Genomic DNA, 21,775 nt, shown 5'->3' with positions numbered 1-21,775 from the left:
CCGGCCCCCACTGCGGTCTTCCATGCCGTAGTCACGGGCTACCCCGAGCGGACAACAGGAGCGAATCCCATGCGCATCGCCATCTCCGAGTTCATCAGCCTCGACGGTGTCGTCCAGGCCCCCGGCGGTCCCCAGGAGGACACTGACGGCGGGTTCGCGCACGGCGGCTGGTCGCATCCGTACTTCGACGCCGAGGTCCTGGGCGGGGCCTTCGACGCGGGGATGCAGAGGGCCGAGGCACTGCTCTTCGGGCGCCGTACCTGGCAGACGATGGCTGCGGCGTGGCCGGAGCGGGCCGGGGATCCCTTCGCCGACCGGATGAACTCGATCAAGAAGTACGTCGTCTCCGGCACCCTCACCGATGCCGACCTGACCTGGAACAACACCACCCTCGTCCCCGGCGCCGAGGCCGTCGCCCGGGTGCGGGAGCTGCGCGAGACCGAGGGCGGCGACCTGGCGATGATGGGCAGCCCCACCCTCGTGCGGACCCTCATCCAGGAGGGGCTGGTCGACGAGCTGCAGCTCGTCGTGATGCCGGTGCTGCTCGGCGGCGGGAAGTCGATCTTCCCGCAGGACGGGGGGAAGCGGCCGCTGGAACTCGTCTCCACCACCGCCGCCAAGACCGGCGCACAGGTCTGCGTCTACCGGCCCGCCACCGAGGGCTAGCGACGAGGGCGCGGACGTCCTAGGCTCGACCCATCGGAACCTCTGACTGAGTCAAACATCCGGAACCGGGGGCCCAGCGGCCCCGCGGGGAGCCTTCGGGATCGACCATGACCGTGCATGACATCCGCGCCTTCAACCGCTTCTACACCAACGTCATCGGTGCCCTCGACTACAGCCGCCACCTGTACGCCCCGTACACCCTCACCGAGTCCCGCGTCCTGTACGAGCTCGCGCACTCCCCGCGTACGGACGCGGCCGACCTGCGGGCCGAACTCTCCCTGGACGCGGGGTATCTGAGCCGGATCCTGAACAAGTTCGAGCAGGACGGGCTCATCGAACGCACCCCCTCCCGGGAGGACCCCCGGCGCCGGCGCGTCACGCTCACCGCGCGCGGCCGGGAGACCGGCAAGCTGCTGGAGGAACGGGCGACCGAATCGGTCGGCTCCCTGCTGGCGACCGTGCCGGCCGCCGAACGGCCGCGTCTCGCCGAGGCGATGACGACCGTCCGTACGATCCTGTCCGAGGGCCGCCCTCCCCGCCGCGAGGACGTCCTGCTGCGCGAGCCCGGCCCCGGCGACCTCGGCTGGATCGTGCAGCGCAACGCCGCGCTGTACGCCGCCGAGTACGGCTGGAACGCCGACTACGAGGGCCTGGTGGCGAGGATCGTCGCCGACTTCGCGGAGGATCACGACCCGCATCTGGAGCGGGTGTGGATCGCCGAGCTGGACGGCCGCCCGGTCGGCTGCGTGATGTGCGTACGCGACGAGGCGCCCGCCACGGCCCGGCTCCGTCTGCTGCTGGTCGAGCCCGACGCGCGCGGCCTCGGCATCGGCGACCGGCTCGTGACGGCCGTCGTCGACTTCGCGCGCGGCGTCGGCTACCGCGACCTCGTCCTGTGGACCAACGACGTCCTGGGCGCCGCCCGCCGCCTCTACCAGCGCCACGGCTTCGTCCTGTCCGCGGAGAAACCCCACCGCTCCTTCGGCAAGGACCTGACCGGGCAGGACTGGCGACTGGATCTCCACGGCACGCAGGAGTGAGGTCACGTACGGCGGGCAGGAGGTGACAGATCCGGAGCGTCCCCCGGCCCGCCTGCCGGATGGGCGCACCCTCTTTTCCCTGGCAAGGTGGGATGCATGAAACTGGCGTTCTCCACCCTCGGCGTCCCCGGTCTCCCCGTCCCCGACGTGCTGCGGCTCGCGGCAGCGCACGGTTATCACGGCGTCGAGTTGCGCACGCACGCCGAGGAGCCGGTGCACACGGGCCTCGGCCCAGCCGAACGGGCTGACGTGGCGGCCGAGTTCAAGGCCGCCGGCATCGAGCTCCTGGGCCTGGCCGGGTACGCCCGGGTCGCCGCGCCCGGTGACGACGGGCCCGTGATCGAGGAGATGCGCACCCTCGTCGACCTCGCCCACGACCTCGGCGCGCCTTACGTCCGTGTCTTTCCCGGCGCCGACCCCGAGCAGAGCCCGCACTCCGCGGACGCCATCGCCGCGCGACGGCTGGGTACGGCCGCGCAGTACGCCGCCGACATGGGCGTACGGATCCTGCTGGAGACCCACGACTCGCACCGCACCGCCGCCGACGCGATCCGCGTCCTCGGCCTGGTCGGCCACCGCCACGTCGGCTCGCTGTGGGACGTCATGCACACCTGGCTGGGCGGCGAGCAGCCCTCGGAGAGCTACGCGGCCCTTTCCCCGTTCCTCGGCTACGTCCAGGTCAAGGACATCGCCTCCGCCGACGACACCACGCCGCTGCCGCTGGGCACAGGAGTGCTGCCGCTCGCCGACTGCGTGGAGGTCCTCTCCCGGCACGGCTGGGACGGCTGGCTGTGCTGGGAGTACGAGAAGCGGTGGTACGAGGAGGCCGCGCCCCTTCCCGAACTGCTCGGCGCGGGACGGGACCATCTGGCGCGGCTGCTCAACGAGTCGGCGTAGCCGCCGGAGCCGCCGCTACTCGGGACGCGCCATGATCGGCGCCGTCGGGTCGAGGCACCAGCCCAGTACGGCGGGCCACGGCCCATAACCGGCGTCCAGGTCGAGGTGGGCGGCGCCCGGGAGCATGTCGGTCGGGAGGGCGAGGGGCGTGCCGTAGACGGTGTCGGCGCCTTCCTCGCAGTACGGGTCGTCGTCGCCGGCGACCAGGCGGGTCGGGCCGGGGAGGGTGAACTCCAGGGACGACAGGGCGAATCGGGCGACCTCCGGGTGCTGTGCGAGCACGGCGCCGGACGGAGGGGCGACGAGCAGCACCCGGTCCACGTCGAGCCCCGGCATCCCGCGCGCGGCAGCGTGCAGCCACAGCACCGCGGACAGGCTGTGCGCGACCACGACCCGCTCCGCCCCGGCATCGAGCCCACCGAGGTGCCGGCCCAGCTCCCCCAACCAGACCTCCAGTTCGGGGTCGTCCGGCTCGGGCAGCTGCGGATAGACGACCTGGTGCCCGAACTCGCCGAGCCGGTCGGCGAGCCAGTGCTGCCAGTGGTCCTGGGGCCGGTGGTTCTGCCAGCCGTGGAGGATGAGGTAAGCGGTCATGACGCCGATGGTTTCCGATCATGCCCAGGGCGGTCCAGTGCCGCCACCGGCCCGTCGGCCGACGCCCCCCGCGACAGGAACCCCGCCACCCGATCCTCCAACCGCCCCCGGCACCCCGGCCACTCCTGCGCCGTGAGGGAGAAGATCGCGGAGTCGCGCAACCGCCCCTCCTCCCCCGGCGCCCAGGAACGCGACCAGTTCCGCAGCACGCCCTCGAAGCGGGCGCCCACGCTCTCGATCGCCGCGCGCGAGCGCTCGTTGCGGGCGTCCGTCTTCAGGTCCACGCGGGACACGCCCCACTTCTCGAAGGCATGCCGGAAAAGCAGCAGCTTGGCCTCGGCGTTGATGCCCGTGCCCTGGGCGGAGCGGGCGAGCCAGGTGAACCCGACCTCGACGGCGTCGAGCCGATCGTCGGAGCGCCAACAGCGCGGCTCCCAGTACGAGGTGGCGCCGACGGCCCGCCCCGAGGCGACGGACACCTGCGCGTACGGCGCCAGCCGCCCCGTCGCGGCACGGGCGAGCTGCGCGTCGATGTAGTCACCGACCTCGTGGGCCCTCGGCACCCATGTGTACGAGTAGCTCCCGCGGCCCTCCTCCACCGCGACCGCCAGATCGGCCGCGTGCCGGTGCTCCAGCGGCTCCAGCCGCACCAGCGTGCCCTCGAGGACCGGCCCCTCCAGCGTGAAGCTCACCCGACTACCCCCGTCACAACCCCGCGCTCAGCGCCCCGAACTCCTCGTGGAACCCCGGGAAAGTCTTCCGCACGCACCCGGGGTCGTCGAACGAAATACCCGGCACCCGCAGCCCCGTCACCGCGAAGGACATGACGATGCGGTGGTCGCCGTACGACCTGATCTCCGCACCGGCCAGGCCACCGGCAGCCGCAGGCTGGATCTCGATCCAGTCGGGGCCCGTGGTCACCGCCACCCCAAGCCGCCGCAGGTTCTCCGCGCAGGCGTCCAGCCGGTCGCACTCCTTCACCCGGGTGTTCGCCACGTCCTCGATCCGCACCGGGCCGGAGGCGAACGGGGCGATGGCCGCGAGGGTCGGCATGGTGTCGGAGATGTCCCGCATGTTGACGGTGACGCCCCGCAGTCCGCCGGTCCCCCGGACCGTCGTCGACTGCGCGCCCACCTCCACCTGCGCGCCCATGCACCGCAGTACGTCGACGAAGCCAAGGTCGCCCTGGAGCGCCCCCTCGCCCAGGCCCGGAACCGTCACCTCGCCGCCCGTGACGGCCGCCGCCGCGAAGAAGTAGCTCGCGGTCGAGGCGTCCGGCTCCACCGCGTACGTCGTGGCGCGGTAGCCGCCGGGCGGCACCACGAGGGCGTTGCCCTCCCGGCCCACCTCCACCCCGAAGGCCCGCATCATCGCGATCGTGATCTCGACGTACGGCACCGAGACCAGGTCGGTGACCGTGATGCGCAGGCCCTTGCGGGTCAGCGGCCCGAGCAGCAGCAGCGCCGTCAGGTACTGCGACGACTGGCCCGCGTCCAGCGTCACCTCCCCGCCCTCGACGCCGGCCGCCGTCACGGTCAGCGGGTGGTGGCCCTCCCTGACCTCGTGCCGCAGGTCCACGCCCAGGTCACGCAGGGCCCGGGTCAACGGCAGCAGTGGCCGGCGGCGCATCTGGGGCGAGGCGTCGAAGCGGTACGTGCCGGTGCCGGTGGCGGCCAGCGTCGGCAGGAAGCGGGCCGTCGTCGCGCCGTCCCGGCAGTGGACGTCGGCCTCGGTGACCGCGGGGCCCTGCGGGCGGCCGTCGACCTGCCAGGTGTCCGGAGTCCGTCCGACCCGATAACCGAGCCGCCCCAACCCCTCGGCGAAGCCCTCCGTGTCGTCCGAACGGAGCGGGCGTACGAGGGTGGTGACCCCGTCGGCGGCGGCGGCGAGGAAGAGAGCGCGGGCGGTGACGGACTTGGAACCGGGGACGTCGACTGCGGGCATACCCACATGATCGCCCGCCCGGCGGCTTCGACGCGGGGGCGTCCATGGGGTGGACCTGCCTGGTCCCGTCCCGCACGGGACCCTCGCCCGGACAGCCCCTCCCCGTCCCCCACCCGCCCCACCACCCCCCACCTCACCAACTTCCCGATTTCCGGCCATCCCGGGAACCCAGCCCCATCCCCGCTCGTCCAACCCGCAAGCTGCCGGAGAGTCACCGTGGTGCGGTGTCGGCCCTCGCTGCTGGCTGCGATCGCTGACCCACCCTCTCCGCCGTGCCGCGGCCGGCAGCATGCCGTCATCGGCGCGCCCCCCTCCAACTGCGCCGATGGCGGCCCCTCCTTGGCGACCGGTTGCCGTGCACTCCCTTGACTGGCAGAAACTTCCCGGTTATTGGTGACTTCTCGGAAGTTTCCTTCAGCGCACCACCTCCGGAAGGAGCGCACGTGCCCGACACCAGCACGGGAAGCATGGGAAACAACTCGGTCCCCTCCAGACGCACCGTCCTCGCCGCCACCGCCGGCATGACCTCCGCCCTCGCCCTCGGCGGCACCGCCCACGCCGGCCCCGACGGCAAGCACGACGACAGGAAACTGCGGGCCCTCATCGCCCGGATGACCCTGCCGGAGAAGGTCGGCCAGCTCTTCGTCATGCGGGTCTACGGCCACTCCGCCACCGCCCCCGACCAGGCCGACATCGACGCCAACCTCAAGGAGATCGGCGTCCGTACGGCGGCCGAGCTGATCGCCAGGTACCGGGTGGGCGGCATCATCTACTTCACCTGGGCGCACAACACCCGCGACCCGCACCAGATGGCCGACCTGTCCAACGGCATCCAGCGGGCGTCCCTCGCCCAGCCCCGTGGCCTGCCCGTCCTCGTCTCCACCGACCAGGAGCACGGCATCGTCTGCCGCGTCGGCGAGCCCGCCACCCTCTTCCCGGGCGCCATGGCCGTCGGAGCCGGCGGCTCCCGCGCCGACGCCCGCACCCTCGGCCGTATCGCCGGACAGGAACTCAGGGCGCTCGGCATCCGGCAGAACTACTCCCCCGTGGCCGACGTGAACGTGAACCCGGCCAACCCCGTCATCGGCGTCCGCTCCTTCGGCGCCGAACCGGCCGCGGTGGCCGGCATGGTCGCCGCCGAGGTGGCCGGATACCAGCACTTCCGGCAACTCGCGGCCACCGCCAAGCACTTCCCCGGCCACGGCGACACCGCCGTCGACAGCCACTACGGCTTCCCGGTCATCACCCACACCCGCGAGCAGTGGAACCAGCTCGACGCGCCGCCCTTCCGAGCCGCCATCCGGGCCGGCATCGACTCGATCATGACCGCGCACATCATGGTCCCGGCCCTCGACGACTCCGGCGACCCGGCCACCCTCTCCCGCCCGATCCTCACCGGCATCCTGCGCGAGGAACTCGGCTACGACGGGCTCGTGGTGACGGACTCGCTCGGCATGGAGGGCGTACGGACGAAGTACGGCGACGACCGCGTCCCCGTCCTCGCGCTCAAGGCGGGCGTGGACCAGCTCCTCAACCCGCCCTCCCTCGACATCGCGTGGAACGCGGTGCTGAAGGCCGTCCAGGACGGCGAGTTGACCGAGGCGCGGCTCGACGAATCGATCCTGCGGATCCTGCGGCTGAAGGCGAAGCTACGGCTGTTCGACGCCCCGTACGTCAGCCAGGACGGGGTCGACCGCAACGTCGGCACCGCGTCCCACCTCAGGACGGCCGACCGTATCGCCGAGCGGACGACGACCCTGCTCGTCAACGAGGGCTCGCTCCTTCCGCTGTCCCGGCGCACGCACCCCAAAGTCCTCGTCGTCGGCGCCGACCCCGCCTCCCCGTCCGGTACGACGGGACCGCCGACCGGCGTGCTCGCCGCCGCGCTCACCGAGCTGGGCTTCACGGCCACCGCCCTGTCGACAGGTACGGCGCCCTCCTCCGCCGCCATCGCCAAGGCCGTCGAGGCGGCTCGGGCGGCGGACGCGGTGGTGGTCGGGACGTACAACGTCACGGCGAGCAGTACGCAGAAGGCGCTGGTCGAGCAGCTTCTCGCGACGGGGAGGCCGGTGGTGGCGGTCGCGGTCCGCAACCCGTACGACGTGGCCCATCTGCCCGCCGTGCAGGCCTGCCTGGCGTCCTACTCCTGGACCGACGTCGAGCTGCGGGCCGCCGCGCGGGTGATCGCCGGGCGGGTGGCCCCGCGCGGGAAGCTGCCGGTGCCGGTGCAGCGGGCGGACGATCCGACGCGGGTGCTGTATCCGATCGGCCACGGGCTGTCGTACGGGCGCGGTTAGCACCATGTAGCACTTTGGACGTAGCGCCCGTACGTCACACAACGGGCACACTCACCCCCAACCGGCGCAAAGGACCCCACACGTCTGGCGTGCGCCCGCCGCGGCGGGTCACGCTGGTCGGGGGTACCGGGGGGAGTGCGATGCGTGGGAGAAGTGCTGTAGGGGTGGCCTGTGCGTTGCTTGCGCTGCTCAGCGCGTTGTTGACGGGGTGTCAGAGTCCGTCGGGAGCGGCGGAGCAGAGCGGGCGGCTCGGTGAGAGCGGCAACGAGAGCGAGAGCCGGAGCCAGAACGCGGGCGAGCAGCTGGTGACACCGCCGACGCGGCCCGCCGGCTACGGCGCGGTGTTCCTCGGCGTCGACGAGTGCAGTTCCTTCGGGACGACGAGCTTCAGCGAGGTGTCCTGCACGGGTGAGCGGGCGGCGGCGCGGGTCGTGGCGCGGCACGACGGCACGGTCGGCGACGGGCCGCTGTGCCCGGGGACCACGGACTTCGTCCTGCACATCAGCGAGCAGAGCCGGACGTCCGACGAGGACGGCGACGGCGCGATCCCGCAGGGCTACGCCTGCATGCGCAACCTTGCCCTGCCCCACCCCGGCGACCCGGGCAGCGGGGGCGGCCCCCGCACGATCGTCGGCGACTGCGTCTACAGCTCCGGCGACGGACAGGTGCGCGAGACGGCGTGCGACGGCCAGGGCCCGCAGAAGCCGCAGTACAAGGTGACCAAGGCCGTGGACAAGCGGGCGAAGTGCCCCTTGTCCACGGCCCTGTACGTCCAGCTGGGCGGCGAGAGACCGGTGGGCTGCGCGCGGCCGGTGTGAGGCCTGCGGTCTACCCGCCGACGGGCGTCACGGACGCAGCGCGGACTCCCGTTCCACGCCCTGGGCGTCGAGTTCCGCGTCGTACGTCGCCAACGGCCTCGGCTCGGCCGATGGTGACGCGACGCCCGCCCAGTTCAGGATGCGGGCGGTGGCCAGCTCGCGCTCGGTGGGCACGAGGCCTGCCACGAGCGCCCCGTGGTTGGCTCCCGGTGCCGTGAAGACGTGGGCGTCACGCGCGCCCTTGTCGACCCGGAAGCGTTCCGCGCCCCAGGGGTCGTTCTCGCCGTAGACGAAGATCATGTGCCGGGCGTTGTGGCGGACCCAGGTGTCCACGTCGTGCATGGCCCTCGGCTGGAATCGCATCGGGATCTCGCGCGGGACGAAGTCGCGTGGCGGGAGGTAGCCGTAGCGGATCAACTTGCGCTCTATGTGCGGGAATCCGATCGCCGGTGCGCCCAGCTGCGTGCCCGCCTGGTAGTAGTACGGCGTGTACGGCTCCAGGCCCTGGTCCGCGTAGAAGGAGAACCCCCCGACCTCGCCGAGGGAGTTCCAGATCGCCTCGTCGGTGGCGTGGGCCGCGTCCGCGGGGATCGTGTCGCAGTCGGAGAGCAGGCTGTACTGCCAGAAGCCCCAGACGTAGTCCAGGACGACCGCCTCGTACGCCTTGTCCAGGCTGCCGAGCGTGTCGAAGGTGTAGCCGTGCTCGGCCGCGTACGCCGCGTACCGTTCCTTCAGCGGCTCCCGGCGCACCAGCGCCTCCCGCTGCACAGCGTTCAGCCGGTCCCGGCACGCCTTGGTGCCGACGCGGGCGAAGTGGCGGTCGTATGCCGAGTCCTCTGCGTTCACCACGTCGTTGGGGGCCACGTAGGCGACGACGCCGTCCATGTCACGGGGGTGGAAGCGCTCGTAGTACGTGGCGGTCATGCCACCCTTCGAAACGCCGGTGGAGAGCCACTTCTTGTCGTAGACCGGCTTCAGCGCCGTGAAGATGCGGTGCTGGTCGGCCGCCGCCTGCCGGATGTCCAGCTTGGTCCAGTCGGCCGGTGCGGGCCGGGACGGTGTGAAGAAGCGGTACTCCATGGAGATCTGGTTGCCGTCGACGATCCGTGTCGGCTCGCGGCGGCTCGGTGCCGTGGAGACCTCGTAGCCGCTGGTGTAGAAGACGGTCGGGCGGGAGACGTCCCGGTGCAGCACGGTGAGGCGCTGCTGGAAGGTTCCCGCGGACGGATTGCGGTGGTCGACGGGCTGGGTGTACGCGAGGACGAAGAAGCGGTAGCCGGGGTACGGCTTCTCCTCGATGAGGCTCATGCCCGGTATGGACAGCAGCCGTTCCTCGATGTCCGGCTCGGCGGCGGTGGCCGCACGTGCCGTGGCCGTGCCGAGCGCGCCGGTGAGCAGCGCGAGCGCCAGCAGCCATCTGAGGGTCTTGCGAACCATGCACCCTCCCCTGGGAAGCGGATGTGCGCCGCAAGCTAGCGAGCAACTGCGCACCGCACCAGGGGAGATGACGAAATCGCGGCAGGGTTGGCCGAACGGCGGCGGAAGACTCCGCTCAGCACAGAATCCAGCCCTTGCTCACCGAACCCCGCCCCACCTTCCCCTTCACCCACACGCAGCGGTGCCCGGCGTGGACGGTGACCGGGCCGGCCCGGCGGCTGTACTGGCCCTCGTCGACGACCGGCCTGGCCCGGTACGCCTGCACACTGACCATCATCTTCTGCCTGCGCCCGGGGTCCTTGGGCACGGTGATCGCGCAGATGTGGCCGCCCCGCTTGTAGACATACAGGGTGCCGGTGGCGAACGGGTACGTCCTGACCTTGCGTCCCTCACAGCGCGAGGCGGCGGCCTGCGCCTCGGCCGGCACCGCGACCGCGAGCAGTCCGGACGCGGTCAGCAACGCCAGGCCGACGGCCAGTCGTCGGCGTATCGCACCTCTGTCCACTTGGTTGTCCTCCCCGTACACCGGCAATGAGCGTACTGGTGTACGGACGCACGTCGTATGCCGGATGGTTGCACGGCCGTCACGGCCGTCACGGCCACACGCCCCGCGGCGCCTACCGCACCGCCCCGACGGGCTCCTCCGGCTCCGCCTGCCCGATGAACGTCCGCCACAGCTCCGCATAACGCCCCCCACGCGCCAGCAGCTCCTCATGCGTCCCGTCCTCCGCGACCCGTCCGTGGTCCATCACCACGACCCGGTCCGCGCGGGCGGCCGTGGTCAGGCGGTGGGCGACGACGAGGGTGGTGCGGCGGCCGGCGAGGCGGTCCGTGGCGTGGTTGACCTGGGCCTCCGTGGCCAGGTCCAGTGCTGCCGTCGCCTCGTCGAGGAGCAGGATGTCGGGGTCGACGAGCTCGGCGCGGGCGAGTGCGATCAGCTGGCGCTGCCCGGCGGAGAGGTTGCGGCCGCGCTCGGCGACCTCGTGGAGGTAGCCGCCGTCGAGGGTGGCGATCATCTCGTGGGCGCCGACCGCGCGGGCCGCGGCCTCGACCTCGGCGTCCGTCGCGTCGGGACGGCCGTAGGCGATGGCGTCGCGGACGGTGCCCTGGAAGAGGTACGCCTCCTGCGGGACGACCCCGAGCCGGTGGCGGTACGACGTGATGTCCAGGGAGCGGAGGTCCGTGCCGTCGACGGTGACGCGGCCGCCGGTCGGGTCGTAGAAACGGGCCACCAGCTTCACGAGGGTGGACTTGCCCGCGCCGGTCTCGCCGACGAACGCGACCGTCTGCCCGGCCGGAATCCGCAGGTCGACGTCGCTCAGCGCCGCCTCGTCGTCGCCGTACTTGAAGTCCACGTCCTCGAAGCGGACCTCGCCCCGCAGCGACAGCACCTCCAGCGGCTCCGCGGCCGCCTTCGTGGAGGTCGGCTCCCGCAGCAGTTCCTGGATGCGGCCGAGCGAGACCGTCGCCTGCTGGTAGCCGTCGAAGACCTGGGAGAGCTGTTGGACGGGCGCGAAGAACAGGTCGATGTAGAGCAGGTACGCCACCAGCGCGCCGGTCGTCAGCGTCGCGTCGTCGATCCGGCCGCCGCCCACGATCAGCACCGCCGCGACGGCCCCCGACGACAGGAACTGCACGAAGGGGAAGTAGATCGAGATCAGGAACTGGCCCCTGATGCGGGCCTGGCGGTAGCTGTCGCTGCGCTCGGCGAACCGTGCGCCGCCGTCCCGCTCGCGCCGGAAGGCCTGCACGATCCGCAGCCCGGACACCGACTCCTGGAGGTCGGCGTTGACCACCGACACCCGCTCTCGGGCGAGTTCGTACGCCTTCACGCTCGCCCGGCGGAAGTAGTACGTCGCGACGATCAGCGGCGGCAGCGTCGCGAAGACGACGAGGGCGAGCTCGACGTCGATCACCAGCAGGGCGACCATGATGCCGAAGAAGGTGACGACGGAGACGAAGGCGGTGACCAGGCCCGTCTGGAGGAAGGTCGACAGGGCGTCGACGTCCGTCGTCATCCGGGTCATGATCCGGCCGGTCAGCTCCCGCTCGTAGTAGTCGAGTCCGAGCCGCTGGAGCTGGGCGAAGATCTTCAGGCGCAGCGAGTACAGGACGCGCTCGCCGGTGCGTCCGGTCATCCGCGTCTCGCCGATCTGAGCCACCCACTGGACCGTCACCGCGAGCAGGGCGAGCAGGGACGCCGCCCAGACCGCGCCGAGGGCGACCTGTGTGACACCCGAGTCGATGCCGTGCCGGATCAGGACGGGCAGCAGCAGCCCCATGCCGGCGTCCATGGCGACGAGACCGAGGCTGATCAGCAGGGGCAGCCCGAAGCCGCGCAGCAGCCGTTTCAGGCCGTACGACTCCTCCGGCCGGACCGCATCCGCCTCGTCGATGTCGGGTCGCTCGACGGCCGGGGGCAGTGCCTCCACCTGGGCGAGGAGTTCGGGAGTGGCCGGGGACTCCGCGAGCGCCAGGTCCCTGCGCTCACGGTCACCGGTCCACAGCCTCGGGGTCACCCCGCGCTCGGCGTCGAACTCGGCGTCCAGCTCGTCACGTACGGAGGTGTCCTCCTGGGGGCAGGCGGGCTGGGCGTGGCCGGGCGAGACGCCGCCGAGTTCGTCGGGGTCGGTGAGGAGGCGTCGGTACAGGGCGGAGCGCTGTTGGAGTTCCTCGTGGGTGCCGATGTCGGCGAGACGGCCGGCATCGAGGACGGCGATGCGGTCGGCGAGGCCGAGGGTGGAACGGCGGTGCGCGATGAGGAGGGTCGTGCGGCCCTCCATGACGTGCTTGAGTGCCTCGTGGATCTCGTGCTCCACGCGGGCGTCCACCGCCGAGGTCGCGTCGTCGAGGACGAGGAGCCGGGGGTCGGTGAGGATCGCGCGGGCGAGCGCGACGCGCTGGCGCTGGCCGCCGGAGAGGGTGAGGCCGTGCTCGCCGACCGTGGTCTCGTAGCCGTCGGGCAGCTCGGCGATGAAACGGTCCGCCTGGGCGGCGCGTGCGGCGGCCTCGATCTGCTCGTCGGTCGCGTCGGGACGGCCGTAGGCGATGTTGTTGCGGACGGTGTCCGAGAAGAGGAAGGAGTCCTCGGGGACCAGTCCGATCGCGGCCCGCAGCGAGTCGGAGGTCAGCTCGCGCACGTCATGTCCGCCGACGAGGACGGCGCCGCCTGTGACGTCGTAGAAGCGCGGGAGGAGAAGCGAGACGGTGGACTTGCCGGAGCCGGAGGAGCCGACGACGGCGAGGGTCTCGCCGGGCTGGATCTCGAAGGAGAGCCCGTCCAGGACCGGCCGCTCGTCGTCGTAGCCGAAGGACACGTCGTCGAACTCGACGGTCGCCGGGGCGTCGGCGGGCAGCGTCATGCCGCCGTCCTTGATCGACGGTTCGGTGTCGATCAGCTCCAGCACCCGCTCGCTGCCGGCGCGGGCCTGCTGCCCGACCGTGAGGACCATGGCGAGCATCCGGACCGGGCCGACCAGCTGGGCGAGGTAGGTGGAGAACGCCACGAACGTCCCCAGCGTGATGTGCCCGCGCACCGCCAGCCAGCCGCCGACCGCGAGCATGGCGACCTGCCCGAGAGCGGGGACGGCCTGCAGTGCCGGGGTGTACCTGGAGTTGAACCGGATGGTGCGCAGCCGCCCCGCGAAGAGCCGTCGGCTGACCTCCCGGACCTTCCCGGTCTCCTGCTCCTCCTGGCCGAACCCCTTGACCACGCGTACGCCGCTGACGGCCCCGTCGACCACGCCGGCGACGGCGGCGGCCTGGGCCTGGGCGTACCAGGTGGAGGGGTGCAGCTTGGTCCGGCTGCGCTTGGCGATCCACCACAGGGCCGGGGCCACGGCGAGCGCGACCAGGGTGAGCGGCAGCGACAGCCACGCCATGACGATCAGGGAGATCAGGAAGAGCGCGAAGTTCCCGATGGTCATCGGGAGCATGAAGAGCAGGCCCTGGATCAGCTGGAGGTCGCTGGTGGCCCGCCCGACCACCTGCCCGGTGGACAGCTCGTCCTGCCGCCGCCCGTCGAGCCGGGTGATCGTCCGGAACATGTCCGTGCGCAGATCGTGCTGGACGTCGAGGGCGAGGCGGCCGCCGTAGTAGCGGCGGACGGAGGTGAGGACGTAGACGACGAAGGCCGCGGCTATCAGCAGGCCGGCCCAGACGGCCATGCCGCGGGTGTGATCGCCGATGACGTCATCGATGATCACCTTCGTGATCAGCGGGACGACCGCCATGACGGCCATTCCGGCGAGGGAGGAGCCGAGGGCGAGGATCACGTCCCTGCGGTAGCGCCAGGCATAGCCCCACAGCCGTCGTGCCCATCCCCGTTGCACTGCCACGCCGGTGCCCTCCGTCCGTCCTGATCTACCGGAAGGCACCAACGCCGACGAGCCTCGATTTCATCCCGCCGCACCAAAGCCGGGGGCGGTGCGCTCAGATACGTACGCGCAGCTGGTAGAACCGGGTCGTCTGTACGGCGTTCTGGTTGTCGTCGCTGACCAGCAGCACCTTCAGGCGCCCCTTCGAGTACCCCGTGATCGCCATGCCCTCGATGTTGTCGAGGAGCGGGTTCGGCTGGGGCTGCTTGGCGGTCGCTCCCAGTGACGGGCAGTTCACGATGTCGGCGAGGAGCGTCTTCTTGATCAGGCGTACGCCGTCCTGGCCGGTGAGCTTCTCGACGCCGCTGGTGTCCGTGGCGCGGCGCGGGTCGGCCAGGTAGAGGCGGACCGTGTTGCCGACGCCGGCGGTGAAGCCGCGTTCCAGGACGAGGAGGCGGCCGTCGGGGGTCGCCTGGAGCTCGGGGACGCCGAGGCCGGTGTCGGCGCGGTAGGCGTACTGGCGGCCGGGCTCGAAGTGGCCGCCCTTGATCCGGTTCCAGGTCTGGAAGCGGACGATGTCCGCGCTGTCGCCGGTCAGGGCGTATTCCATCGACGCGAGCAGGGTGCGGCCGCCGGGGAGGAGGGTCAGGCCCTCGAAGGTGCCGTTGGAGACGGCGCGGCCGGCCGGGGCGACCTTCAGCGCGTCCGGCACGGGGAGGCGGTCCAGGATCCGGCCGTCGCGGGAGTAGCGGCGGATGGAGGGCTCGGTCTCGGAGGAGATCAGCCGGGTGCCGTCCCGGTCGATGACGAGGCCCTCGGAGTCGAGGGCGGCTCCGCTCTCGTCGGCGAGCGGGACGACCTTCTTCGGCGCGAGCGTCGTGCCGTTCAGGCCGAAGAGGGAGGAGCGGTCGGAGAGGGCCGCGAGGGAGCCGTCGCGGTCCACGGCGAGCGCGGAGAAGTTGCCGACGAAGGTGCCCTCGTACGTCGTCTTGTCGAGCGCGTCGGAGAAGCGGTCGAGGGAGACGGAGGGTGAGCAGGCGTGGCGGCCCGGCGAGGTGGCGTGGGCGTTCGCGGGGCCGGCGGCGGTGAGGCAGGTGGCCGCCGCCAGGCCCGCGGTGGCGGTCGCGAGTACGGTTCTCAGGCGCATGGGGGTCACCGTAGGGCGGGTGGGTGACGCGAGGTGGGCCGCCTCGTTAAGGCTCAGCTCGCGGCCAGGTCCTTGTGGATGACCTTGGCGACGCCCTGAATGGTCGTGATGCCGTAGTTCATGGTGCTGTTGCCATGGGTGAGCACCGTGATCACGTAGTCGTGGCCCCGCCCCTTGAACGCGCCGACGCTGTGCACCCGCCAGCCCTGGGTGGCGCGTTGCAGCCAGCCGTTCTTGACCGCCACCGTGACGCCGGACGGCACTCCGTACGGTGTGCCCCAGCGCTGCGAGGAGACGACCTGGCCCATCAACTGCAGGATGTAGGCGCGAGAGTTGTCGCTGAGCACCGAGTTCCTGGCGGTGATGAGCTTGAGCAGCTTCTGCTCGTCGGTGACGGTGATCTGGGTCAGGCCCCAGTAGCCGTTCGCGCCGGGCTTGGTCTGGGTCATACCGGCGGCCGTGAGGAAGCCCTTGACCTTCGTCAGGCCGAGCTGCTTCCAGAGCGTGCTGGTCGCGGCGTTGTCCGACTTGGTGATCATGGCCTTGGCGAGGGACGTCTCACGATCGGTGAGGTACCGGTTGTGCTTCTTCGCGTCCCACAGCAGCGCGGCCAGCACGGTGACCTTGACGACACTGGCGGAGTCGAAGGCGCTGGAGGCCCGCAGGGCGCAGGTGGTGTTGGTGGAACGGTCGTAGAGGCCGACCGCGATGGTGCCCTTGCGGTTGGCCAGGGCGGCGGTGATGTCCTTCGTCAACTTGGCGGCGAGGCCGGCCTTGGCGGACGTACAGCTGACGGTGGGCGAGGGCGCCGCGACGGCGGGGGTGGCGACGGCTATGGACGCCATGACGACGCCGACGCCCACACCTGTCGCGACGCCCGCTCTCGCGCGTCCGGAAACGCGTCTTGCCTTCTTGCTCGTTGTCCCGTGAGTCATGTCCTTCTGACCAACGAGCACGCATGAAAGGTTGTACGCATGATGACCGCTGGCGGCGTACTGTCCGTCCTGTCCTTGCTCCGAAAGGCGCGGACCGATATCTGGATCGGCGGCGGCTGGGGCATCGACGCCCTGATCGGGGAGCAGACCCGCGACCACCGCGACCTGGACCTGATGCACCGCCAGGACCAGGAGACGGCCGTGGTGGCAGCCCTCGCGGACGCGGGCTTCGTGGAAACCCTGGACTGGCGCCCGGTCCGGTTCGTGGTCACCGCTCCGGACGGGCGGGAGATCGACCTCCACCCCCTGGTCTTCGCCGAGGACGGCTCCGCGCTTCAGGCGTCACCCGAACCGTCACGCCCCTTCGTCTACCCCGCGTCGGCCTTCGTGACGGGCAGGATCGGCGGTACGACGGTCCCGTGCCTGTCCGCCGAGCAGCAGGTCCACTTCCACCAGGGGTACGAGCCGGCGGACCGCGACCGGCACGACATGGCTCAGCTGCGGCGGGTGTTCGGGATCACCACGCATTTCTGATCACTGGCCGGAGTCGTCGCAGGCGGGGACGGGAACACGCGCACCCCGGCTCTCCGCGATCCGACGGACATCGGTCAGCGCCTCGCTCATCCGGGCCAGCAGGAAGCGGAGCTGCGCGGGCGTTGCTCGTCGGTCGGCGAGCATGTCGTCCGCGTGGCCGAGGAGCTCGCCCGCCATTCCGAGCTGAACGCTCTCGACGGCGTCCGCCACACGGGACACAGGGCCGGTTCCGCCGGTGCCGAGGTAGCACGTTTTGCCGCCTTCCCCGGTCCAGGGGAGCAGGCGTACACCTGTCGCGGGGTGAGTGCTGTGCACGTCCTCCTTCATCGAGCGGCCCCCGCTCGCGCCGCGAGCATGCCGCAGGACCCGATGCCGACCCCCGGTACGGCGACCAGAGGCGGCGCCGTAGGCGTGTGGACACCGGTTTGGTGGACGGTCAGCCCGTGGAGAACAGCACGGCTCACCTTCCCGCCCGGGCGGCCCAGAAGACGTAGCAACGGCGCGCAGAGATGGGCGATACGGTGACTCATGTCGTCGGCTCCTAGCGTTAGTTGATGACCACGCCCCCGGACCGGTCGGACGGTCGCGGGGGTATCGCGTTCTGTAGCGATCAACTCACAGACTGAGACGGGTCGGGCTAGCCTCGCCAGAGGGTCGAATGTGACCAGGCATTCGTCACAAGGGAGTTGGCCATGAGCAACACGTACGGTGACTGGCTCAGGCAGCAGCGCGAGGCGGCGGGGCTGACGCAGGAGGAGCTGGCCGACCGGGCGTTCATGACGCGTTCGCACATCGCGCATATCGAGGCGGGACGGCGGGTGCCTTCGAGGGAGGATGCTCGGCGGCTCGATGTGGCTCTGGGCACGGGGGATGTGCTGAGCAGCTTTCTGCCGCAGGGCGAGGTGGCGATCGCCGACTACTTCGAGTCGGTGCGCGAGCTCGAACAACAGGCGGTGACAATCCGAGAGTTCGCCCTGACGTACTTCCCGGGCATCCTGCAGACCAAAGGGTACGCACATGCGCTCATGAGCTCGGCGTTCCCTCCGGTGAGCGAAGAGGTGCGTGACAAACGCGTTGTCACACGCCTTGAACGCGCGAAGATCCTTGAAGACCCGGTCACACCCGTGATGTGGGCGCTATTGGACGAGGCGGTTCTGCGGCGTCCTGTGGGCAGCGAGGCCGTCATGGCGGAGCAGATCATGCACCTCGTCCGCCTCACCGAGGCTCGACGTATCCGCGTACACGTGCTGCCCTTTGATGTGGGGCTTCATCCGATGCTGCACAGCATGCTCTCGCTGATGTGGTTCGAGGACCAGCCACCCCTGGCATACACCGAGGGGCACGGGGCGGGGCGACTCATCGATTCCCCGTCAGCGGTCCAGCAGTTGCAGAGCGGATACGCTCTGGCTCTGAGCGACGCGCTGCCTCTGAAGGAGTCAGTAGCACTACTCAAGGCCACTGCGAAGGACTACGGACACCATGGCTGACCGAATCATCCCGAACGCTGCCATATTGACAGGCTGGCGCAAGTCGTCCTACAGCAGCCCCAACGCCGACAGCTGCCTCGAAGTCCTCGACAACCACCCCTCCGGCGTCCCCGTCCGCGACTCCAAGGTCCCGCACGGCCCCGCGCTGGTCTTCTCCGCCGCCAACTGGTCGGCGTTCGTCACGGCTGTCAAGGAATCACGGCCCTGAGCCGATCGCGACCTGCGCCGGGCGTCAGCTCTGAGCGGTCAGCCGGTAGTAGGCCGAACCAACGGTGAAAGCATGCGGACTCCTTTGCGGACTCCTTTGCGAATCCACAGGCACGCCCCAGGTCCGGCACAGCCCGCACCCACCCCCGCCGCACAGGATGCGCGGGTGACATCAGCCACCGATCCCCACCCCCACACGACCGTGACCCCCGACGTGCCGCCCCCGGCCCCGCCCGCGGCGCCCCCGGGCAAGGCACCGCGCTGGTCACTCCCCGCGCTGATCGCGATCCTGATCCTGGCGGCGGTGCTGTACTCCTGGAACCTGTCGGGCTCAAGCCTCAACAGCTTCTACAGCGCTGCCGTGCTGAGCGGCACGCAGAGCTGGAAGGCGTGGTTCTTCGGCTCGCTGGACGCGGGCAACTTCCTCACCGTCGACAAGCCGCCCTTCGCCCTGATGGTCATGGGCCTGTCGTGCCGCGTGTTCGGTTACGGCACCTGGCAGATGATGCTGCCGATGGTCCTCGTCGCGCTGGCGACGATCTGGATCGTGCACGCCTCGGTGAAGCGGGTGTGGGGCCACGGCGCGGCGACGGTGGCCGCGCTGGTCCTGGCCCTGACCCCGATCACGGTCGCCATCAACCGTGACAACAACCCCGACACACTGCTCGTGTTCCTGATGGCCGGCGGCGCGGCGCTCGCCCTGCGGGCCGTCCACAACGGCAGGCTGCTGCCGCTGGTCGGCTCCGCGGTCTGCTTCGGCCTCGCCTTCAACACGAAGATGCTCCAGGGGTACATCGCGCTGCCCGCCGTCTTCGCGGTCTACCTGTACGCGGCGAAGCCGAAGCTCGTGAAGCGCGTCGTCAACCTCCTCGTCGCGGGCGTCGCTCTCGTTGTCTCCAGCTTCTGGTGGGCGGCGGCGGTCTCGCTCGTCCCGGCCGATGACCGCCCCTACATCGGCGGTTCGACGGACGGCTCGGCCTGGGACCTGATCATGGGCTACAACGGCCTGGGCCGGATCCTCGGCGGCGAGGGCAACGGCGGAGGCGGCGGTGGCGGAGGAGGAGGCGGCGGCGGCTTCTCCGGTACGGCGGGGCTCGGCCGCCTCTTCAACGACATCCTCGGCGGCCAGATCTCCTGGCTCATCCCGTTCGCGGCCATCGCCTGCATCGGCGGCCTGGTGCTGTGCGGCCGCGCCCCGCGCACCGACCTCACCCGTGCCGCGCTGCTGCTGTGGGGCGGCTGGACTGCCCTGCACTACCTGACCTTCGCCATGGCCGAGGGCACGATGCACCCGTACTACACGACCGCGCTCGCCCCCGGCATCGCGGCCCTGTGCGGAGGCGGCGGCTTGATGCTGCTGCGCGCGTTCCGCGCCGACCGGCGGTGGGCGTGGGTGCTGCCGACGGGACTGGGCATCACGGCCGTCTGGGCGGTCGTACTCCTGCGGCGGGCCTCCGGCTGGAACACCTGGCTGTGGCCGGCGATCGCCGTCGTCATGGCGCTGGCGATCGTGGGACTGCTGGTCTTCCGGTCCGCGTCCGGGATCCGGGTACGGCTGCTGGCGGCATCCGTGGTGGCGGCGGTCGTCGCCGCCGTGGCGGGCCCGGCGGCGTACGCCTGGTCGGTGCCGTCCGGTTCGGGCGGCGGCATGGGCGGCACGAACCCGACGGCCGGGCCTTCGACGGGGAGCGGCTTCGGGGGCGGGCCCGGCGGTGGTGGCGGTGGCGGCGGCCGGGGTGGCTTCCTGGGCGGTGGGACCGGTGGGCCCGGGGGCGCGCAACAGGGCCAGAACGGCCAGGCAGGCGGGCAGCAGGGCCAGAACGGCGAGATGCCGGGCGGCGGAGGCGGCCAACTGCCCGGCGGACAGGGCGGCCAGGCCTCCGGCGGCAACGCCGAGATGGGCGGTACGCCACCGGGGGGCTCCGGCGGCACGGGCGGCCGACCCGGCGGTACGGGCGGTGGCGGCGGCATGGGCGGCGCCGCGAGCAGCGAGCTCATCACCTACCTCAAGAAGCACCAAGACGGCGCCAAGTGGCTGCTGGCGGTGTCGAGTTCGCAGAGCGCGGCCCAGCTGATCGTCAGCAGCGGTGAGCCCGTCATCTCCATGTGGGGCTGGTCCGGCAGCGACAAGGCGATGACCCTGGCCAAGCTCAAGGAGCTGGTGAAGAAGGGCGAGCTGCACTACATCCAGCTCGGTGGCGGAGGTATGGGCGGCGGCCGCGGCGGCGGCAGCGACGTCAGCTCCGAGGTCACTCAGTGGGTGCAGAAGAACGGGACGGCGGTGAAGGAGAGCGAGTACAGCAAGAGCTCGGCCTCCGCCTCCGATTCGGACGACAGCAGTACGTCCACGCAGTCGTCGATCTACCGTCTGGACCCGTCGGACGTCAGCTGACCCCATCCCGGTGCACACGGAACGGCCCCCGGCTTACCCGCCGGGGCTGCTCCGTCGTGTCAACTCGTGGGGACAGGCCCCGTTTTGCCGTTTCCCGTCACCCAATGGACACGTGCAAGCCCTCGACACCACCACATGTCCATGTCACTCTCCCGTTTGCCGCCTCCATTCAACCCGCGTAGATGGGACCCCCACATGTCGGCGACACACATAGGCCGCAGCCGCTGGAAGTCCGTGGCGCTCACCACGGCCGCCGTTCTGGTCGGCCTCACCACCCCGGCGCTCACCGCGGCCCCGGCCGCCGCGACGACGACGGAGTACGACGACACGTACTACGCCGACGCGATCGGCAAGACCGGCACGGCCCTGAAGGACTCGCTGCACGAGATCATCAGCGACCAGACCAAGATCTCGTACTCGGCCGTCTGGAACGCCCTGAAGGTCACCGACCAGGACCCGAACAACAGCAGCAACGTGGTCCTGCTCTACAGCGGCATCTCCCGCAGCAAGTCCCTCAACGGCGGAAACACCGGCAACTGGAACCGCGAGCACACGTGGGCCCAGTCCCACGGCGACTTCGGCACCTCCACCGGCCCCGGCACCGACCTGCACCACCTGCGCCCCGAGGACGTGCAGGTCAACAGCATCCGCGGCAACAAGGACTTCGACAACGGCGGCAGCAGCTTCACCAACTCCGGCGGCAGCCTCACCGACTCCAACTCCTTCGAGCCGCGCGACGCCGTCAAGGGCGACGTGGCCCGCATGATCCTCTACATGGCCGTCCGCTACGAGGGTGACGACAGTTGGCCCGACCTGGAGGCCAACGACTCCATCAACGGCAGCGTTCCGTACCACGGCCGCCTCTCGGTCCTGAAGCAGTGGAACGACGAGGACCCGCCGAACGCCTTCGAGGAGCGCCGCAACGAGGTCATCTACGACTCCTACCAGGGCAACCGCAACCCGTTCATCGACCACCCGGAGTGGGTCGAGTCGATCTGGTAGGCCACCGGGCCCTACCGGGCCCTACCACCTGTGCAGCGGAGTGACCTGCGCCGATCCGATGC

At 70.9% G+C, this 21,775-nt stretch carries 19 protein-coding genes; 10 read left to right on the top strand and 9 right to left on the bottom strand.

Annotated elements, in window-relative coordinates; all coding sequences use genetic code 11:
• Nucleotides 1-69: 69 nt before the first annotated feature.
• From OHO27_RS26780 to OHO27_RS26770, 3 genes are all read left to right on the top strand, one after another.
• Entirely contained in the window at nucleotides 70-666 is a 597-nt protein-coding gene (locus OHO27_RS26780; protein WP_328427524.1) for a dihydrofolate reductase family protein, read from the top strand.
• Nucleotides 667-773: 107 nt separating this feature from the next.
• Nucleotides 774-1,706: a bifunctional helix-turn-helix transcriptional regulator/GNAT family N-acetyltransferase gene (locus OHO27_RS26775; RefSeq protein ID WP_328427523.1), complete on the top strand. Its 933-nt coding sequence runs from the start codon at nucleotides 774-776 to the stop codon at nucleotides 1,704-1,706.
• Nucleotides 1,707-1,802: 96 nt separating this feature from the next.
• Nucleotides 1,803-2,603 (top strand): sugar phosphate isomerase/epimerase family protein, encoded by an 801-nt coding sequence (locus OHO27_RS26770; RefSeq protein ID WP_328427522.1) that lies wholly within the window; start codon nucleotides 1,803-1,805, stop codon nucleotides 2,601-2,603.
• Between the two features lie 15 nt (nucleotides 2,604-2,618).
• Here OHO27_RS26770 and OHO27_RS26765 read toward each other — a convergent pair whose 3' ends face one another.
• From OHO27_RS26765 to aroA, 3 genes are read right to left on the bottom strand one after another with little or no spacing between them, the layout of a single operon-like run.
• Nucleotides 2,619-3,197, bottom strand: a complete 579-nt coding sequence (locus OHO27_RS26765) for an RBBP9/YdeN family alpha/beta hydrolase (protein ID WP_328427521.1) — start codon at nucleotides 3,195-3,197, stop codon at nucleotides 2,619-2,621.
• Nucleotides 3,194-3,889, bottom strand: a complete 696-nt coding sequence (locus OHO27_RS26760; protein ID WP_328427520.1) for a GNAT family N-acetyltransferase — start codon at nucleotides 3,887-3,889, stop codon at nucleotides 3,194-3,196. The genes OHO27_RS26765 and OHO27_RS26760 overlap by 4 nt, the downstream gene beginning before the upstream one ends.
• A 13-nt stretch (nucleotides 3,890-3,902) precedes the next feature.
• Nucleotides 3,903-5,141: a 3-phosphoshikimate 1-carboxyvinyltransferase gene (aroA, locus tag OHO27_RS26755; RefSeq protein WP_328427519.1), complete on the bottom strand. Its 1,239-nt coding sequence runs from the start codon at nucleotides 5,139-5,141 to the stop codon at nucleotides 3,903-3,905.
• A 443-nt stretch (nucleotides 5,142-5,584) separates the two neighbouring features.
• On the opposite strand from aroA, the gene OHO27_RS26750 reads away from it, so the two are divergent.
• The gene (locus OHO27_RS26750; RefSeq protein WP_328427518.1) at nucleotides 5,585-7,438 is read left to right on the top strand and encodes a glycoside hydrolase family 3 protein; all 1,854 of its coding nucleotides are present in this window, start codon (nucleotides 5,585-5,587) and stop codon (nucleotides 7,436-7,438) included.
• 140 nt (nucleotides 7,439-7,578) lie between these two features.
• Entirely contained in the window at nucleotides 7,579-8,256 is a 678-nt protein-coding gene (locus tag OHO27_RS26745) for a hypothetical protein (RefSeq protein ID WP_328427517.1), read from the top strand.
• 27 nt (nucleotides 8,257-8,283) lie between these two features.
• Here OHO27_RS26745 and OHO27_RS26740 read toward each other — a convergent pair whose 3' ends face one another.
• From OHO27_RS26740 to OHO27_RS26720, 5 genes are all read right to left on the bottom strand, one after another.
• Nucleotides 8,284-9,693, bottom strand: coding sequence for a S28 family serine protease (locus OHO27_RS26740; protein ID WP_328427516.1), 1,410 nt, complete (start codon nucleotides 9,691-9,693; stop codon nucleotides 8,284-8,286).
• A 115-nt stretch (nucleotides 9,694-9,808) separates the two neighbouring features.
• The gene (locus OHO27_RS26735; RefSeq protein ID WP_328427515.1) at nucleotides 9,809-10,198 is read right to left on the bottom strand and encodes a hypothetical protein; all 390 of its coding nucleotides are present in this window, start codon (nucleotides 10,196-10,198) and stop codon (nucleotides 9,809-9,811) included.
• A gap of 112 nt (nucleotides 10,199-10,310) precedes the next feature.
• Entirely contained in the window at nucleotides 10,311-14,030 is a 3,720-nt protein-coding gene (locus OHO27_RS26730; RefSeq protein ID WP_328427514.1) for an ABC transporter ATP-binding protein, read from the bottom strand.
• Between the two features lie 94 nt (nucleotides 14,031-14,124).
• Nucleotides 14,125-15,156, bottom strand: a complete 1,032-nt coding sequence (locus OHO27_RS26725; RefSeq protein ID WP_328427513.1) for an esterase-like activity of phytase family protein — start codon at nucleotides 15,154-15,156, stop codon at nucleotides 14,125-14,127.
• Nucleotides 15,157-15,209: 53 nt separating this feature from the next.
• Complete coding sequence (locus OHO27_RS26720; protein WP_328427512.1) at nucleotides 15,210-16,001, bottom strand: serine hydrolase; 792 nt, start codon at nucleotides 15,999-16,001, stop codon at nucleotides 15,210-15,212.
• A gap of 129 nt (nucleotides 16,002-16,130) precedes the next feature.
• Between OHO27_RS26720 and OHO27_RS26715 the strand changes: the two genes are divergently transcribed.
• A complete protein-coding gene (locus tag OHO27_RS26715) occupies nucleotides 16,131-16,625 on the top strand; it encodes a nucleotidyltransferase domain-containing protein (RefSeq protein ID WP_328427511.1) in 495 nt (164 codons plus the stop codon).
• Here the strand turns inward: OHO27_RS26715 and OHO27_RS26710 are convergent, their stop codons facing one another.
• Nucleotides 16,626-16,940: a hypothetical protein gene (locus OHO27_RS26710; RefSeq protein ID WP_328427510.1), complete on the bottom strand. Its 315-nt coding sequence runs from the start codon at nucleotides 16,938-16,940 to the stop codon at nucleotides 16,626-16,628.
• A 377-nt stretch (nucleotides 16,941-17,317) separates the two neighbouring features.
• Here OHO27_RS26710 and OHO27_RS26705 point away from each other — a divergent pair, with 377 nt between their 5' ends.
• The 4 genes from OHO27_RS26705 to OHO27_RS26690 all read left to right on the top strand — a co-directional run bounded on the left by OHO27_RS26705 (nucleotide 17,318) and on the right by OHO27_RS26690 (nucleotide 21,713).
• Complete coding sequence (locus OHO27_RS26705; RefSeq protein WP_328427509.1) at nucleotides 17,318-18,112, top strand: helix-turn-helix domain-containing protein; 795 nt, start codon at nucleotides 17,318-17,320, stop codon at nucleotides 18,110-18,112.
• Nucleotides 18,105-18,320 (top strand): DUF397 domain-containing protein, encoded by a 216-nt coding sequence (locus OHO27_RS26700; RefSeq protein WP_328427508.1) that lies wholly within the window; start codon nucleotides 18,105-18,107, stop codon nucleotides 18,318-18,320. Before OHO27_RS26705 ends, OHO27_RS26700 begins: the two co-directional genes overlap by 8 nt.
• A 165-nt stretch (nucleotides 18,321-18,485) precedes the next feature.
• The gene (locus tag OHO27_RS26695) at nucleotides 18,486-20,711 is read left to right on the top strand and encodes an ArnT family glycosyltransferase (protein WP_328427507.1); all 2,226 of its coding nucleotides are present in this window, start codon (nucleotides 18,486-18,488) and stop codon (nucleotides 20,709-20,711) included.
• A 195-nt stretch (nucleotides 20,712-20,906) separates the two neighbouring features.
• A complete protein-coding gene (locus tag OHO27_RS26690; RefSeq protein WP_328427506.1) occupies nucleotides 20,907-21,713 on the top strand; it encodes an endonuclease I family protein in 807 nt (268 codons plus the stop codon).
• Nucleotides 21,714-21,775 lie beyond the last annotated feature (62 nt).

The organism is Streptomyces sp. NBC_00443 (assembly GCF_036014175.1).
GTDB lineage: Bacteria > Actinomycetota > Actinomycetes > Streptomycetales > Streptomycetaceae > Streptomyces.
This window is presented reverse-complemented; position numbering and strand designations above follow the sequence as displayed.

Coding starts and splice junctions, on each gene's coding strand:
- OHO27_RS26720 (WP_328427512.1), bottom strand. CDS start 16,001: ATGGCGTCCATAGCCGTCGCCACCCCCGCCGTCGCGGCGCCCTCGCCC.
- OHO27_RS26745 (WP_328427517.1), top strand. CDS start 7,579: ATGCGTGGGAGAAGTGCTGTAGGGGTGGCCTGTGCGTTGCTTGCGCTG.
- OHO27_RS26725 (WP_328427513.1), bottom strand. CDS start 15,156: ATGCGCCTGAGAACCGTACTCGCGACCGCCACCGCGGGCCTGGCGGCG.
- OHO27_RS26690 (WP_328427506.1), top strand. CDS start 20,907: ATGTCGGCGACACACATAGGCCGCAGCCGCTGGAAGTCCGTGGCGCTC.
- OHO27_RS26715 (WP_328427511.1), top strand. CDS start 16,131: ATGATGACCGCTGGCGGCGTACTGTCCGTCCTGTCCTTGCTCCGAAAG.
- OHO27_RS26765 (WP_328427521.1), bottom strand. CDS start 3,197: ATGACCGCTTACCTCATCCTCCACGGCTGGCAGAACCACCGGCCCCAG.
- OHO27_RS26770 (WP_328427522.1), top strand. CDS start 1,803: ATGAAACTGGCGTTCTCCACCCTCGGCGTCCCCGGTCTCCCCGTCCCC.
- OHO27_RS26775 (WP_328427523.1), top strand. CDS start 774: ATGACCGTGCATGACATCCGCGCCTTCAACCGCTTCTACACCAACGTC.
- aroA (WP_328427519.1), bottom strand. CDS start 5,141: ATGCCCGCAGTCGACGTCCCCGGTTCCAAGTCCGTCACCGCCCGCGCT.
- OHO27_RS26780 (WP_328427524.1), top strand. CDS start 70: ATGCGCATCGCCATCTCCGAGTTCATCAGCCTCGACGGTGTCGTCCAG.
- OHO27_RS26700 (WP_328427508.1), top strand. CDS start 18,105: ATGGCTGACCGAATCATCCCGAACGCTGCCATATTGACAGGCTGGCGC.
- OHO27_RS26705 (WP_328427509.1), top strand. CDS start 17,318: ATGAGCAACACGTACGGTGACTGGCTCAGGCAGCAGCGCGAGGCGGCG.
- OHO27_RS26740 (WP_328427516.1), bottom strand. CDS start 9,693: ATGGTTCGCAAGACCCTCAGATGGCTGCTGGCGCTCGCGCTGCTCACC.